The following is a 16000-nucleotide window of genomic DNA, read 5'->3' as shown; positions in this document are numbered from 1 at the left end:
ATTTTTTTCCGGCCAGGTATATAGCCTGGCCGTTCTTTATCATTTGATTTTAAAGGAAATTACAGTGAATAAATGGCGTGACCCCGGTTGGCGGTTATGGGCGGTAGCGTTGTTTTTTATCTGCCTTTTGCCCGGGTGCAGCATTGACAGCGACACCGTGCCGGACCTGATGTCACAGCGACTTGATCTGGTGATGAAGGCTTCCGATAAGGTGAACCCAGACAATCAGAAGAAAGCCGCGCCCATAGAGATACGCGTTTATGAACTGAAAAATGATGCAGCTTTCACGGCGGCGGACTGGTGGTCTCTTCAGGACAATGACAAAACTGTTCTTACCGATGATTTACTGCACCGCGACAGCTTTATCCTGCGTCCGGGCGAGGAGAAAAAGCTGCGTCGCTCTCTCAATAAAGAAACCACGGCACTGGGGATCCTTGCTGGCTATCGCAATCTGGGAAAATCGGTATGGCGAGTCACGTATAAAATTCCTGATCCCCCGGAAAAAAGCTGGTACAGCCGCTTTATGCCAAAGAAAAAAGTCGAACTGGATGCCGGTATAGAGCAAAGCGCCATAGTGATTAAAGAACGGGATGAGTAAATTATGAGTTGGAATAACCGGGTAGTCTGGAGTGAAGGGCAATTTTTGCTGCCACAGATGTTTCAGCAGCAGGAACGCTATCTGGAACATGTCATTCATTACCGCAGTTTGCCTCTTTCCCCCTTTTTCTGGGGCTTCAGTGAATACGGCATTGACAGTGAAGCACTGAACATCGGAAAGCTGGTACTCACGAAGGCTTTTGGGGTGTTTGCCGACGGAACACCGTTTAATGCGCCGGGACACACACCACTACCGCCGCCTCTTACCATCCTGCCAGAGCACCTTAACCAATTGATTTATTTGGCGGTGCCAATACGTACACCGAACAGCGAAGAAACCAGTTTTGGCAATAATCCAGAATCGCTGGCACGCTTTTCGGTTCATGAAAATGAAATCCGTGATGCAAACTCATTGGGGCGCGGCGCACAACTGTTGCAACTCAGCCACCTGCGCCTCCGTCTGTTGCCGGAAAAGGCGGTGACGGATGCGTGGATCGGCCTGCCGCTGACACGTATCACAGCATTGCATCCAGAGGGGCGGGTTGATATTGACGAAGATTTGATCCCGCCGGTGGTGAACTATCAGGCAAGTTCACTGATATGTACATGGTTGTCGTGGATCAACGATCTGATCAAAATGCGGGCAAATTCTCTGGCTGAGCGATTGACGGGCAGTGATAAACACGGCCATGAGGCGGCGGAAGTGTCGGATTACCTGCTATTGCAAATTCTCAATCGTTTTGGCCCCTTACTGATCCATATGTCGAAAACGCCGCTGTCGCCTGAAGTGCTCTATCGTAATCTTTGCGCACTGGCCGGAGAACTCTCTACCTACGTGCGTCCGCAAACACGCCGTCCGGAAAAATATAAAGAATATAAGCACCTGACGCCCTATGCCGGGCTGAAATCGGTGGTAGATGAGGTGCAGTATCTGCTAAATGCTGTGCTGATCCGCGGGGCGCAGCGAATCACTCTGGAGGAGGGAACTTACGGTATTCTCAATGCGGTGATTGAACCTACCGAACTGTCAGATTTCAGCTCGTTAGTATTGGCGGTGAAGGCGCAGATGTCCGCCGAAACCTTGCTGCAACATTTTTCGGCTCAGACCAAAATAGGGCCGTCCGAACGCCTGCCGGAGCTGATTCGTTCGCACCTGCCGGGCCTTGCTTTACAGGTGCTGCCGGTGCCGCCGCGTCAGATTCCGTTCCAGTCCGGTTATATCTATTACGACATCCGTCGCGACGGCGTGCTGTGGGAACATATCGCCCGCTATGGCGGCATGGCAATGCATACCGCCGGAGAATTTCCAGGGCTGGAGCTGGAGCTGTGGGGAGTTCGCGATAAATGACCGACGATATTCTGACGCATCCTGCGATGAATACCCAGCCATTCCAGCCATCAGTGGGGGGGACAAAACCACCTGATAATGAAGGTTATGATATCGCAATACAGGACAGCCTTCGCAGGGAAGATATAAAGGTGGTGGTTGAAGACGGCCCGGATATGAAACTCCGGCTGGCCGAAATCACCGCTGCGGCTAATCCCCTGCTGGCGGCGGCAAGTCCGCTGCTGTGCGCACTGGCGCAGATGCCCCGTGAACTTGCCCCTGCTTTTGTCGAACATTACCGCGCCCTGCTGGAGCGTGAAGTTCGCCGGTATCAGACGCTGTGCGACCAGGCAAACCTGCGCCGCGAACATGTGCTGGCGGTACGTTACTGCCTGTGTACGGCGCTTGACGAAGCTGCCAACAACACCGTCTGGGGACGACGCGGAGTCTGGGCCGGGAAGAGCCTGCTGGTGACTTTTCATGGCGAAAGTGAAGGCGGCATCAAGCTGTTTCAGATAATTGGCCGACTCGCCGCCAGCTTCCAGGAGCACAGCGATGTGCTGGAAATCATTTACCACATTCTGGGGCTGGGTTTTGAAGGCCGCTACAGCGTGCGCCCGGACGGACGTAAGCAACTGGACGATATCCGCCAGCAACTGCTGACCCAACTGGTCCAGCGTCGCGATCCGGTCACGCCGACGCTCTCGCCGGGATTTACCGGAGCTGTCAGCGGACGGATGCGCCGGATGCGCCGGGTGCCGGTCTGGCTGAGTGCCGGAATAGCTCTGCTGGTGATGCTGACGTTGTTTGGCCTTTACAGCCACCGGATGAATCTCGCCACCTTAACCGTACAGCAGCATATCGACGCCATCGGTAAACACCTGTCGCCGCCACCGATTCCGGTGCACAAACTGCGACTGAAGATCCTGCTGGCGAACGAAATTGCCCGTGGCCTGCTGACGGTGGAGGAAGATGACCATCACAGCCGTGTGATCTTCCGAGGCGATACGATGTTTATACCGGGGCAGAAAACCGTAAATGATGCGCTCCGCCCGGTGATTGATAAGGCCGCGCGCGAGATTGCGCGTGTGGGCGGTGCGGTGACGGTGACCGGTCACACCGACAGCCAGCCTATCCACTCCGCTGAATTCCCGTCGAATCAGGTGTTATCAGAAAAACGTGCGGCAGAAGTGGCTTCGTTGCTGACGTCCGGTGGCGTTTCGGCCAGCCGGATCCGGGTTGTCGGGAAAGGGGATACCGCACCAGTGGCCGATAACAGCACTAAAACCGGACGGGCGCAGAATCGCCGGGTGGAAATTCTGGTGGTGGAGTGAGAAAAATGAAGAATCTGGACTGCAATGCATCGAATCATTCACCGGTATGGGGCGTGACCGAATTTCTTTTCTGGAAATTAGCCCCAAAAAAATGGGGCGAAGGTGTACCTTATGGGCGTTATTTCAAAGAACGCTGGGTGAAACATAACCACCTTCTGATAACGTCGGCTGCCAATACATATAATTTGCCAGCGCCTTTACTGGCTGGTGTGTGTTGGATAGAAGTCGGGGGAGAGCCCTGTATTGTAGATATGCTGGCATTTGATGCTCGGACTATTAACTGGAGTGGGCCTGAGTGGATTGATGAACATATCACCATGACTTCGAGACCAGAAAAAACATCTTTTGGTGCAGTGAGTATGCAATTGCGAACCACAGCCAGAACACCTGGGCTTGATGAGTCAAAAATGGATACCTCTCAATTGCGTGAACTGGCAAATTGCCTCCAGCATGATATTTTTAATATTCAACTTGTGGCCAGACATCTTTATCAATTAGCTGAAAGAGATGGATTTCAGTCCTCCTTACCACACCTGACGGAAGAGCAGATAAGAATTATTGGTGCCCGTTATAACCGGTGTATGTCGCTTACCCTGGAGAAAATAAAGGAAGATACCAGCTATGGCAATTTTATTGTCAACAACTGGTTGCATTTCTCTCGTTTACTCATCACCCATTAGGAGTCTTCGTGAGAAGAATAATTCAAATATCAGGATGGTTATTATTCATTATGGGTCTGATCATCATTATGCTTTTTTCCGGGAATGAGTATCAATAGATGCAGGATATAGATCCTTCAATAACAGCGTTGCCTCAGGGAAATGGGAACAGAGAAATAATCAAAATGTTGATTTATTTTATTTTGATAATTGTTCAGATTGCTCTTTATTTTTTTTCAGTAGCCCGTATTGGACGGATTTTTTCAGCTTGCGGCATTTTGCTATTACTGATTATCGCATGGAGTTCTGAACAATAATGCAAAAATTTCTCAGTCTGCTGTTTTCCCGCCGTGCGCTGGTCGTTGTCTGCGTGGTGGCGTTGGCGCTACTGGTCTGGTTTCTCGGGCCGCTGGTGGCGTTTGATACCCTGCATCCGCTTGCATCCGTGGGGAGTAGGGTAGTCACTATCGTTCTGTTACTAATGTTCCTCGCGCTGTGGCTGGTGAATTGGTCGATGAGCATCATTGGCGTGACGGTTCTGTGCCTGGTTATCGGCTTTGTCTCACCGTTGCTGGCCTTCGGTGACGTTCGCCCGTTTGCGCCGCTGTGGCTGCGTCTGACGCTAATCGGCATGATCCTGCTGAGCTATGCGCTGTATGGCCTGTACCGGCTTTGGCGGGCGTTGCGTCTGGATGAACAACTGCTGCGCCGTTTCTTGCATCCGCGCGGGGAAGACGTACCGGTGGCAGGGGAAATTAAGGCCGATCTGCGCACCGTCAGCCATATTTTCAACCGCGCCATCCGACAACTGAAACAACTGCGTGTGGATCTACCTGGTTGGCGTAAGGTCCTGGAAGGGAAACGCTTTCTGTACGAACTGCCGTGGTTCATGGTTATCGGCAGCCCCGGTGATGGTAAAACCACCGCGCTGCTTAACACCGGGCTACAGTTTCCGCTGGCGGAACAGATGGAGCAGACCGCGCATATCCTCACCGTGCCGGGCGGCGGCACGTTGCACTGCGACTGGTGGTTTACTAATGAGGCTGTGCTCATTGACACCGCCGGGCGCTATGCCCGCCACGATGATGGCGGTGAAATCAGTGCAACCCAGCGCAACGCCGGGGAATGGCAGGGATTTCTGGGGCTACTGCGTAAACACCGTCCCGGCGCGCCGCTGAACGGCGTAATTTTGACGCTGAATGTGGCAGATTTGACCGCACAATCCCCGGCTGAACGGCTGGCTGCCTGTGCAGCCCTGCGTGCGCGGCTGGCGGAACTGCGGGAGACACTGGGCATTCGTTTCCCGGTTTATCTGGTTGTCACCAAAATGGATCTGCTACCCGGCTTTACGGAGTATTTCCGTGGATTGACCAGTCACCTGCGTGCTCAGGTCTGGGGCTTTACTCTGCCATACAGCCGCAGGCGTCACGCCAGTGATTCGCAGTCACTGCATGCGCTCTGTGGTCAGGAACTGGCAAATCTGACGCTGCGGCTGGATCAGGGGATGGATAGTCGGTTGCAGGAAGAGTACGACCTTAAAAGCCGCCAACGGCTCTACCGCTTCCCGCGTGAATTTGCCGCGCTGGGCACGCCATTGCTGGAAGCCATTGAACAGATTTTCCTCGATTCAAAATTCGATGCCACCCAGCTTAACAACACCCTGCGCGGGGTATTTTTCACCAGTGCCGCACAGGCGCAGGCAGACGCCGTAGCAGACCAGACGGGCATCTGGCAGCGTTTTGTCCGGGCAATAAAAGGGAACGAGGAGTCTCCGTCCCATACTCTGCCGGATGGCAACCGAAGCTATTTTCTCCATGACCTGCTGACTAAATTTATCTTCCGTGAAGCGCACATGGTGGAGCCGAACCTTCAGTGGGCCTGGCGTTACCGCCTGCTGCGTACCGGTGGGCATCTGCTGGTACTGGCGCTGGCTTTCTGGTTGTGGCAGGGAATGCAGGGCAGCCAGCAGGGTAACAGCGATTATCTGCATGAAATCACCAACCGGACGACCCAACTGGATGATGACGTCAAAGCCTATACCGGAAAACCCGCCATGCAGCCGGTTCCCGCATTACTGAACCAGGCGCGGGCGCTCTCTGCCTGGCCGGGGTTGGATCCGGACTCACCGCCGCTGGCCTGGCGTTATGGTCTTTACAGCGTCCCTCCGGTGATGGAGAGCGTGGCATCCCTGTATGACCGCCTGCTTGACCAGTTACTGCTACCGCCGTTGGTGAAGCGCATGGAATACGTACTTTCGGATGCGATTGCCCGTCAGGACAGTAAAGCTGCCTATGACGCTCTGCATGTTTATCTGCTGCTGAACCTCGATAAAGACCACGAGGACAAATACAACGCCGCGGAGATCCACGCCTGGGTGTTGAACGATCTGAACAACCGCGACAGCGTGGCAGATTTCGGCGGTCGCGCAGCCGTGCTGGAACATATCGATGCTCTGTTTGACGGCAGTCGCGTGGTGCATTCGCCATACGAAAAAGATGAGAGGCTGATCCGCCTGGCGCGAGCCTTTCTTGACGGTCATACCAGCACCGAGCGTATCTATACTCGTGCACTGGCTTCTATGGAGAGCGAAGCGCCGCAGGAGTTTTCGCTGGTTCGTGCCGTGGGCGCGGATGCGGGAACGGTTTTTGTCCGCACGGATGGTGCGCCATTAGATCGGGGCGTGCCTGGCATCTTCACCCGCGAAGGCTACCGGGAACTGTTCGACAAACGGCTGTCGGAGTTTGTCGCCGCCGCATCAGCGGATGACGCCTGGGTGATGGGGCGCGAAAGTGCGCAAAAAAAAACGACTGAGATTGTAATGAGCCAGTTACCGGGACAGGAACTCCCGATTACCCGTGAAGTCCGTCGCCTGTACCTCGCTGAATATGCCCGCCGCTGGCAGGATTTTCTGGCAAGCATTCACAGCATCAACAGCGCTGGGGAAGACGGCAGCCCCGGACTGGCGTATGACCTTCAGGTGCTGCGTACTCTGGCCTCACCTGATTCCCCGCTGATGCGGCTGAGTAAAGTCGTGGTAGATCAGACCACCCTGGTGCCGCCGCTGGATGCGCAGGCCAGACAAAAGCAGATGGCTCAGCGAGCGCAGGATCGGCTTTCCGGTAATGCGGGGAAAGCGGTACAGACGGCGAAGCTGTTGCAGGACATCCATCCGGAAGAACGTCTGGAGAAAACACTGGTGGATGATCGTTTTGCCGCATTGCGGGAAGTGGTTTCCGGGCGTACGGACAGCGCACAAGGGGGCAGCGCACCACAGCTTAATTCGTTGCTGACGATGCTCAATGAGTATTACACCCAGCTCACCATTGCCGACAGTGCGCTGGCGGCCAGCACATTACCGGGCCGCATTTCGGCGGCGGATAAACTTCAACTGGAGGCAGCAAAACTGCCTGCACCGCTGAAAAATATTCTGCTGGATTTAACACAGCAGGGGACGCGCAAAATCAACGCCGGAACGGGTGAAGTGCTGAATGCGCAAATGGAGGCGGTGATCGGTGATGAGTGCCGTGATGCCATTGACGGACGCTACCCCTTTGCCGACAGCCCACAGGAAGTCAGTGCGGATGATTTTAACCGTATCTTTGCCAGCGGCGGCGTGCTGGATGCTTTCTGGACGAAGCAACTTGCCCCGCTGGCGGACACTGCCAGTAACCCGTGGCGCTACAAGCCGACCGAAGGCAACATGACATTGCTCGGGCCGGATCTGACACCGTTTCAGGAAGCAAAGCAGATCCGTAGCGTTTTTTTTAACGGGGAAGGCGGGAAAAAGTTCTCCTGGGCGATGCAGGTTCGCGTCGTGGATATGGACCCTGCCATCACCGAACTGGTGATTGACATTGACGGGCAGGTGCTGCGTTACGCTCACGGCCCGGTCAGGCCGCTGAAAGTGAGCTGGCCCGGGCCGCGTAATGGCTCAATGGCGGAAATCACCGCCAGCCCGCGCATCCGCCAGGACACCTCGACGTTACTGACTAACGGGCCGTGGGCGCTGTTTCATCTGCTGGATGCGGGTAACGCGCAGGAGACAGCGGTACGGGGAACTCAGCAGGTGGAGTACAGTTTTGATGGGCGGCGGGTGGTGCTGGAGATTACCGCTGGGCGGGATTTTGACCCGGTGAACCGGGGGCTACTGCAACGCTTCGCCTGCCCGGAGAGGACGCTTTGATGCGCCGGGCTACGGCAGTATCGGCTCCGGCGATGTTCGGCAGATTGCCGGACCAGCGGGACTACGTGCGCTGGCGGGTGAGTGCGAACGAAGCGCAGGTGTGGCAGGCATGGCTGAACCAGCAGACGTGGCTGGGACAGGGGCGGCATATTGTTCTGCCGGAAGGAACGGATGCTGCGAAGGCTGGAGCAAACAACGGCTGGATGCACCTGTCACCGCGTGAGAAAAAGACGCTGCCGGAGCACCACCCATTGCCGTGGAGTTTTGTGCTATCGCCGGGGTTTCTCCCCATTGGCGGGCGTGATGAATGGCTGACCGGAGTATTGACCGCATCGCGAGACAGTACGGGCAGACCGTGGCCGCTGGTGATTTATCAGCGTGCCGGACGGGAATGGCTGGAAGAGAGCCTGGATGACACGCAGGGCTGGTTGTACTGGCTGGCGCAGTTGGCGGCAGTATATGTCTCACCACAGACAGAATGCTGCGGGCGGCTGGCAGAGCAGACAGATCAACTGTGGGCGATGTGGCGGCCGGGGCCGCGCTGGGCGCAGTGGCTGCGCGGCTTGCGACGTGTACCGCAGCGTAGCCGGGAACTCACCGGGCTACCGGACGCGCCGATAGTGGAATTGCCTGGTGTGCGCCACCTGCCGTGGCCAGGCTGGCCGGACAAAATGCTGGCGCAGGCGCAGCAGGGGCAAGGCTGGTTCTGGCAGCAGAACAGCGAGGGGCGGTATGTGGATGCGCTGCGGTTGGAGAAAAAATAATGTGCCCACGAATGCTGAGAATAGCTATACAAAAATATGACGATAAACGTGTAGATGGGAAACAAATATACCCCTGAACTTCAAGTTGATTGCTATTTGTTGACTTCAGGCTACCCCTGGCCCCGTCTGCATTGGTGGGTAAGCAATCATCTTCAGGTTTATTGGATATATAGCAATATAAGGAGGTGAACATGGGTAACTCTCATGATGAGGCTATTCAGCAGGCATACGATGCTTATGACGACTTAATGCTGGATAAACGATATATCAGGGACAATGATGCCTGGGGAGATTTAAGAATTGACCGTGAAAATGGTGCAATCTCATTATTGCTGAGATGGAAATATAATTGGATAAAAAGATGGGATGCAAAAACTGATTGGACAGATATGGAGAAAAATACCTTTCATGGGAAAGTTATTTTTGTCATTAATCAAACATGGAATAATAAGATTTTTTTATCCGTTTCTGGGAAGTCTGAGTTTGTCAGTAAGTTTAATGGTAAGGATTTACCTTTCACAATAGAAATAATTCGGACTGATCGTCATGGGTATTGGGATGTAGTGGTGTTTAAAATTGATAATGATGATCCAAATAGTTTTCGTCAGAGTTCCATTGTCTGGAATAGTCGATACGTGGAACTTGACTCTAAAGATATAGTTGCTGCAGCTAAATGTCTTGGTTCATCAAAAGTTTGTCATGAGCAAATAGGGTTGTCTCACGAGCTTGGGCATATTATTGGATATCTTACTGATGAATACTATAGTGATGATGCAGATAAAGCAACTACCCCATTTTCCGGGGATGCCAGTGCGTTAATGAATATTGGTATGGAGCTGCGCTCTCGTTATATGGGAAATGTCATTGAGCGGTTAAATAGAATGGTTCCGGGTTCTAATTTTTTTGTGAAAAGCGTAAAAAAATGAAACTAATATACGCTGTGATTATTTTTTTGATAGTGGGTGGGGCGAAAAATAACATGTCTGATATTCCTGGGCATGCTTATCTGAATGCGAGTGGTGTGTATAATGGAGTTGAAGAGAATGTTCTATTAAATAACTATGGTCAGCCAGCGTATGAATTTATAAAACCTCGTTATAAATTTGTCGGTGAATATTATATAGAAATTGAAAATACCTATCGCTCAACAAATCCTGAATTCAGAAATATCCCCATCAAAGAAATGTTTTGGCATTTGCCGGGGGATTTAAATCTGACATGTTTTTTTCATTATAAAGATGGACAGTGGCGGGTTATTTCTTATTTTTTCTGGCCGCCGGGCGCTAAATTCTAATCCGATATTAAAGGAATAAATATCATGAGTTTTGTATCTACGGGTAATAAATCTGGCAGTAATGGTGGGCCAGCCATCACCACGCCGCCAATAGCCGGAGAAAGTAGTGCTGTAAGCGCAGGTTCAGCCGCAACAGATGTAGCTGATGCAGCCGAACAGATGGCAGAACAGGCAGCAGCGGATCTGTTTGGTGCGCTGCCGGAACCATCGGGACTGGTGAAAGCGGCGGTAGCCGCAGCGCAGGCCGCCGCTGCGGCGGCAGGGATCTCGGATATGGCTGGCGCAGTTCAGGATGCGGTGGCGTCGCTTGCAGCCGGTGGACCGGGGGCGCATAACATCACTGTAAGCGGTAGTGCGGTGCCACCGCAGATGCTGTTGTTCGCGGGGATGAATGGTTCGGAAGGGCTTGGAAATCTGTTTTCCTACACTGTGCAGCTTAAAACTCCAGACACCCTGAACCTGGGCTACGTTTCGCCCGCCGCCAATCTGCCGCTCAAGCCGATGGTGGGCAGAGATCTGTGCGTCAGTATCGAACTGGACGGTGGCGGAAAACGGTATATCAGCGGGCTGGTGACCGCTGCGCGGGTAGTCGGCCATGAGGGACGTTCGGTCACGTATGAATTACGCATTGAACCGTGGCTGAAACTGCTGACCCACACCAGTGACTACAAAGCTTTCCAGAACAAAACCGTGGTGGATATTCTCAGTGAAGTACTGGATGAATATTCCTTTCCGGTGGAAAAGCGGCTGGTGGAAAATTATCCGCCCCGCGCCTGGCAGGTACAGTACGGTGAAACTGACTTTGATTTCATTCAGCGCCTGATGCAGGAATGGGGGATTTACTGGTGGTTTGAACACAGTGAGAACAGCCACACGCTGGTGCTGGCTGATGCCATCAATGGTCATAAAGCATGCCCGGACTCGCCGCTGGTGGAGTGGCACCAGGAAGGACTGAAGCTGGATAAGGAGTTTATCCACACCATTACGGCCAGTGAGAAGCTGCGTACTGGAAAGTGGGTGCTGGACGATTTTGATTTTATGAAGCCACGTTCGCTGCTGAAAAGTACCGTAGCTAGTCCGCGCGATACCGGTCATGCTGAATATGAGCATTACGAATGGCCTGGTGATTACTTCACTACGGGAGAAGGTGAGATGCTGACGCGCATTCGTATGGAAGCACAGCGCAGCCCCGGCAGCCGTGTTGGCGGGGCGGGAAATATCCGCACCCTCATGACGGGCTACACCTTCACGCTGATGAATCATCCGACGGCAGAAGTTAACCAGGATTACCTGTTGGTACAGACCACGCTGTTTTTACGGGATAATGCGCAGCACAGCGGTCAGAACCAGCATTTTACCTATGTCACCACGTTTGAACTGCACCCCACCTGCGAAGTTTACCGTCCACAGCGAACCCTGAGCAAACCCCACTCCAAAGGCCCGCAGAGCGCCATCGTCACCGGCCCGGCGGGGCAGGAAATCTGGACGGATAAATATGGGCGGGTGAAGGTGCAGTTTGGCTGGGATCGTTACGGTAACAATGACGAAAACAGCTCCTGCTGGATCCGTGTCAGCTATCCGTGGGCGGGGAAAGGATTCGGCATGATCCAGATCCCGCGCATCGGCCAGGAAGTACTGGTGGACTTTAAAAATGGTGACCCGGATTTACCGATAATCATCGGGCGCACCTACAACCAGGACACCATGCCACCGTGGGGGCTACCGGGCATGGCGTCGCAGAGCGGGATATTCAGTCACTCGTTAAAGGGCGGGCCGACGAACGGAAACATGCTGCGCTTTGATGACAAAACGGGTGCGGAAGAAGTGAAGTTTCTTGCGGAAAAAGATCTGAATACTACGGTAAAAAACAATGAAACGCATACAGTCATGGTCGATCGCACAAAAACCATTGTTAAAAATGAAACCATCAGCGTGGGAGAAGACCGCAATGCCACCATCACAAAAAATGATGGGCTTTCCGTCAAACAGGCCCAAACCATCAATGTCGGAACGACATATCGTCTGGACGTTGTCGATCAATTTACCCTTCGCTGCGGCAATGCAGCGCTTGTATTACACAAGGATGGCTCGATTAAGTTTTGCGGAAAACAACTTTTACTGCACACCAGCGATGTTATGCAACTCATTGGCAGTGGAATTGATATGAACCCGGATGGCGGCAAAGCCATGACTGCGGATGATATTGCCCCGTTACCTACCCCGGACGCTTCTGAATAAAAAATATAAAAGGAATTTTTTCTATGACCAGCCTTTACCGTATTCAGGAGGGCAGCTTTGCTCTGCCTGAAACTTTTCTTGATCGCACCGTCAATATCTTCGTCCCGTCGGGCAATGAGAGGGCAACTCCCAGTCTGAATATTTCTCGCGATACGCTCAGGCCCGATGAAAATCTGACCACCTATATTGACCGCCAGATAGCCTTGATGAAAAAAAAACTGGGCCAGCACCGGGTACTTTCGCGGGGAACGGCACTGGCGGGAGCCGGCGAAGATGCCATGACAGGTGAGCAGATTCTCGCCACCCACCGTTCTGGAAAAACAGAAGTGTATCAGCGTCAGGCCGGGTTTATCACCGGGTCAGCAAAGGTACTGGTGTTGACGCTGACCAGTCAGCGCCCTTTTGATGAGCACACCGACCAGCTATGGACTGCATGGTTGACCAGTTTTCAGCCTGCTAAAAACTAAAAAACAGGGAGGTTTTATCATGTATGAAGCCGCACGGGTGGATGATCCTATCTACCACACCAGCGCCCTTGCCGGTTTTTTGATAGGGGCCATCATTGGCATTGCCATTATTGCCGCCGCCAGCTTTGCTTTTGCTACCTGTGGTTTTTTTGCCGGACTTGTTCTGGGATTTCTGGCTGATCAGATCGCTTCCGGAGTCCTGCAACTTGGGGAGGCCATCGGGCGCTCGATACATTCCACAGCAGGAAAAATTCTGACCGGATCTGATAATGTCAGAACTAACAGTCGCCCGGCCGCGCGCGCCGTACTGAGTACGGTGATATGCGAAGACCATTCTCCGGAAATCCGCATTGCCCAGGGGGCCGGCAACATCTACATCAACAGTCAGCCTGCCGCCCGAAAAGATGATCATACTGAATGTGATGCGGTGATTGAGGATGGCTCCCCCAATGTCTTTTTCGGCGGCGGTACGCAGACGGTACTGGAAATCAGCCCGGAAATCCCGGACTGGCTGCGTCAGGTTGTGGATGTGCTGTATGTGGTCGCCGGAATGCTGGGGGGGCTGGCTGGAGCCTCGCGTCAGGCGACAAAGATGGGCTCGAAATTTGGCACAAAATGCGCGGCAAAATTTATTGGTGGCGAAATTGCCGGGATGGGCATTTCCGAGGCCGCTATGGGATTGTTCAGCAACCCGGTTGATGTAACTACCGGGCAAAAAATTCTGCTGCCGGAAACGGATTTCACCCTGCCGGGCCGCCTGCCTGTTACCTGTTCGCGCTTTTATGCCAGCCATCTGGAAACTGAGGGGCTACTGGGCAAAGGATGGCGGCTGAACTGGGAAATAACCCTGCGCACCGATGAGAAATATATCACTCTGATTGGCGGCCAGGGGCGTGAGTTAAGTTATCCGAAAGACATGCTGACGCCGGGGCACCAGATATTCGATCCGGAAGAGCAGTTTTACCTGAGCCGCCTGCATGACGGACGCTATGTACTGCATTACACCGACCGCAGCTATTACATATTTGATGAATTTGATGACTACGGCGTCGCACCGTTACTTTTTATGGAGACGCCCTACCGACAGCGTATAGCTTTCGGGCGAGAGAACGGCAGGCTGGTGCGGGTGGCTTCCAGCAGCGGGCACCATCTGTTATTGCACCGCACAATGACCCCGGCGGGGGAAAGACTTTCGCATATTGAACTGGTGAAGGGAGGACGTCCCGGTAACCTGGTGGAATATCGTTACGACAATAACGGGCAACTGACCGGTGTGGTGAACCGGGCCGGTGTGGCAGTGCGACAGTTCGCCTATGAAAATGGCCTGATGGCAGAGCACCGCAACGCGACGGGCTTCACCTGTACCTACCGCTGGGAAGAGATTGAGGGGGTTCCCAGGGTGGTGGAGCACTCGACCAGCGATGGCGAGGATTACCGGTTCCGCTATGATTTTGCTGGCGGGCAGACGGTGGTTACCGGCAGGCCGGGGCATAAGTGGCAGTGGTGGTTTGATGAACAGACGTATGTGACTGCGCACCGGACGGCGGGCGGGAGGATGTACCGCTTCACGTACAACGAAAACCATTTTCCCGTAGCAGTTGAACTCCCCGGCGAACGCAGGGTAACGCTGGAATACGACACCCTGAGTCGGGTGGTGAAAGAGACGGATCCGGCAGGCCGGGTGACACAGACGCAGTGGAACGGCAGTTTTGATGAAATCACTCGTCGTGCGCTGGATGACGACCATGTGTGGAAAGCGGGTTACAACGAACACGGTCAGGTAATACAGGAAACAGACCCGGAAGGACGCGTCACGCGCTACGGGTATGATGAACAGGGGCTGGCAGTCAGCCGCACGGATGCGAGGGGCGGCCTGGTTGCGCTGGTGCACGATGCGCGCGGTCAACTGGTGCGTTACACCGACTGTTCAGGGCGCGCCACGGGTTATGAATACGATGAAGACGGCAACCTGACGGCGGTGACGGACGCGGAAGGGAAAACGGTACACATCAGCTATAACCGTCTGGGACAGCCGGAGATAGTCAGCCATCCGGGCAAACAGCAGGACCGTTACACCTGGAACGCGCTGGGATTACTGAGCAGCCACCGTCGTCTTACGGGCAGTATACAGAGCTGGCAGTATACGCCGCGGGGGCTGTTGACGCTCCACACGGATGAAGAGAAACGGGAGACGCGCTGGCATTACACTGCGGAGGGGTGGATTGCCAGCCTGAGCAACGGCAACGGGGCGCTTTACCGGTTCAGTCACGATGCGGATGGACGACTGACGGGAGAACAGCGCCCGGACGGCCTGATACGGATGTTTGCGCTGAATGCGGGCGGGTATCCGGTCATCATCCAGACGCAGGGTACAGAAGGCGGGGTGCGCAATGAGAAACAGCAGCGTGATGTGCTGGGTCGCCTGCTGCGCAGTGACACGCAGCACAGTACACGGACCTTCAGCTACAACCGTCTTGACCAGATAACGGAGGTGACGCTCACCCCCACGGAAGAAGGTGAGCGTCTGCACCACATGCAGGCGGACAGGGTGCGCTTCGCGTATGACCGCAGCGGGTGGCTGACGGCAGAGCACAGCGTACACGGCAGCATAAAGTACCGGCGTGACGCGCTGGGCAACCCCACCGATATCACGTTACCGGACGGGCAGCACCTCAGCCATCTTTACTACGGCAGCGGGCATCTGCTCCAGACGGCGCTGGATGGTATCACGGTCAGTGAATATGAGCGTGACAGTCTGCACCGCCAGGTGATGCGCACGCAGGGGGCGCTGACGACGTTCAGCGGCTACAACGCCGACAACCGGTTAAGCTGGCAGCGCAGCCTGCCAGGCGGCAGCCGGAGTCCGCAACAGGCCGGAAATCCCCCGACACAGAGCGACAGCGTGACGGGGCGGGATTACATCTGGAACGCAGACGGTGAAGTCAGCGGCATTAACGACAAACTGCGTGGCTGCCTGGTGTTCAGCTATGACCGGAGCGGCTGGCTGACTGGTCGTACGGGGCAGATGTACGACCATGACCATTATTATTACGACAAAGCAGGCAACCTGCTGACGGATGAATATCAGGGAGCGGTGATGGACAACCGCCTGCCGGGCTACGGGCGTGACCGTTACC

The 16000-nt window shown here is 54.2% G+C and carries 11 protein-coding genes; all 11 read left to right on the top strand.

Annotation, left to right across the window (positions count from 1 at the left end; all coding sequences use genetic code 11):
- The first annotated feature begins 64 nt into the window (after positions 1 to 64).
- Positions 65 to 598 carry a type VI secretion system lipoprotein TssJ gene (tssJ, locus tag A9587_RS21295; RefSeq protein ID WP_001045927.1) on the top strand — a complete coding sequence of 178 codons (534 nt, stop codon included), beginning with the start codon at positions 65 to 67 and terminating at the stop codon, positions 596 to 598.
- A 3-nt stretch (positions 599 to 601) separates the two neighbouring features.
- Entirely contained in the window at positions 602 to 1945 is a 1344-nt protein-coding gene (tssK, locus tag A9587_RS21290; RefSeq protein ID WP_000118766.1) for a type VI secretion system baseplate subunit TssK, read from the top strand.
- A complete protein-coding gene (tssL, locus tag A9587_RS21285; RefSeq protein WP_105263896.1) occupies positions 1942 to 3258 on the top strand; it encodes a type VI secretion system protein TssL, long form in 1317 nt (438 codons plus the stop codon). Before tssK ends, tssL begins: the two co-directional genes overlap by 4 nt.
- Before the next feature lie 5 nt (positions 3259 to 3263).
- Positions 3264 to 3938, top strand: a complete 675-nt coding sequence (locus tag A9587_RS21280) for a hypothetical protein (RefSeq protein ID WP_105263897.1) — start codon at positions 3264 to 3266, stop codon at positions 3936 to 3938.
- A gap of 295 nt (positions 3939 to 4233) precedes the next feature.
- Positions 4234 to 8100: a type VI secretion system membrane subunit TssM gene (gene tssM, locus A9587_RS21270; RefSeq protein ID WP_105263898.1), complete on the top strand. Its 3867-nt coding sequence runs from the start codon at positions 4234 to 4236 to the stop codon at positions 8098 to 8100.
- Positions 8100 to 8864 (top strand): TagF domain-containing protein, encoded by a 765-nt coding sequence (locus A9587_RS21265; protein WP_001250469.1) that lies wholly within the window; start codon positions 8100 to 8102, stop codon positions 8862 to 8864. Before tssM ends, A9587_RS21265 begins: the two co-directional genes overlap by 1 nt.
- A gap of 191 nt (positions 8865 to 9055) precedes the next feature.
- Positions 9056 to 9790: a hypothetical protein gene (locus A9587_RS21260; RefSeq protein ID WP_105263899.1), complete on the top strand. Its 735-nt coding sequence runs from the start codon at positions 9056 to 9058 to the stop codon at positions 9788 to 9790.
- Positions 9787 to 10158, top strand: coding sequence for a hypothetical protein (locus A9587_RS21255; RefSeq protein WP_038354621.1), 372 nt, complete (start codon positions 9787 to 9789; stop codon positions 10156 to 10158). Before A9587_RS21260 ends, A9587_RS21255 begins: the two co-directional genes overlap by 4 nt.
- 24 nt (positions 10159 to 10182) lie before the next feature.
- Positions 10183 to 12396 carry a type VI secretion system Vgr family protein gene (locus tag A9587_RS21250; protein ID WP_105263900.1) on the top strand — a complete coding sequence of 738 codons (2214 nt, stop codon included), beginning with the start codon at positions 10183 to 10185 and terminating at the stop codon, positions 12394 to 12396.
- 23 nt (positions 12397 to 12419) lie between these two features.
- Complete coding sequence (locus A9587_RS21245; protein WP_105263901.1) at positions 12420 to 12863, top strand: DcrB-related protein; 444 nt, start codon at positions 12420 to 12422, stop codon at positions 12861 to 12863.
- 19 nt (positions 12864 to 12882) lie between these two features.
- A partial coding sequence (locus A9587_RS21240) for a DUF6531 domain-containing protein (RefSeq protein WP_105281953.1) occupies positions 12883 to 16000 on the top strand: 3118 nt, incomplete at its 3' end.

The organism is Escherichia sp. MOD1-EC6162 (genome assembly GCF_002965125.1).
In the GTDB taxonomy this organism is placed as follows: Bacteria; Pseudomonadota; Gammaproteobacteria; order Enterobacterales; family Enterobacteriaceae; genus Escherichia; species Escherichia marmotae.
The sequence above is the reverse complement of the archived record's forward strand: the minus strand, read 5'-3'. Positions and strand labels throughout refer to the sequence as shown.

Excerpts from the sequence above, each read along its gene's own strand:
- tssK (WP_000118766.1), top strand. The coding sequence starts at position 602 with ATGAGTTGGAATAACCGGGTAGTCTGGAGTGAAGGGCAATTTTTGCTG.
- tssL (WP_105263896.1), top strand. The coding sequence starts at position 1,942 with ATGACCGACGATATTCTGACGCATCCTGCGATGAATACCCAGCCATTC.
- A9587_RS21280 (WP_105263897.1), top strand. The coding sequence starts at position 3,264 with ATGAAGAATCTGGACTGCAATGCATCGAATCATTCACCGGTATGGGGC.
- tssM (WP_105263898.1), top strand. The coding sequence starts at position 4,234 with ATGCAAAAATTTCTCAGTCTGCTGTTTTCCCGCCGTGCGCTGGTCGTT.
- A9587_RS21265 (WP_001250469.1), top strand. The coding sequence starts at position 8,100 with ATGCGCCGGGCTACGGCAGTATCGGCTCCGGCGATGTTCGGCAGATTG.
- A9587_RS21260 (WP_105263899.1), top strand. The coding sequence starts at position 9,056 with ATGGGTAACTCTCATGATGAGGCTATTCAGCAGGCATACGATGCTTAT.
- A9587_RS21255 (WP_038354621.1), top strand. The coding sequence starts at position 9,787 with ATGAAACTAATATACGCTGTGATTATTTTTTTGATAGTGGGTGGGGCG.
- A9587_RS21250 (WP_105263900.1), top strand. The coding sequence starts at position 10,183 with ATGAGTTTTGTATCTACGGGTAATAAATCTGGCAGTAATGGTGGGCCA.
- A9587_RS21245 (WP_105263901.1), top strand. The coding sequence starts at position 12,420 with ATGACCAGCCTTTACCGTATTCAGGAGGGCAGCTTTGCTCTGCCTGAA.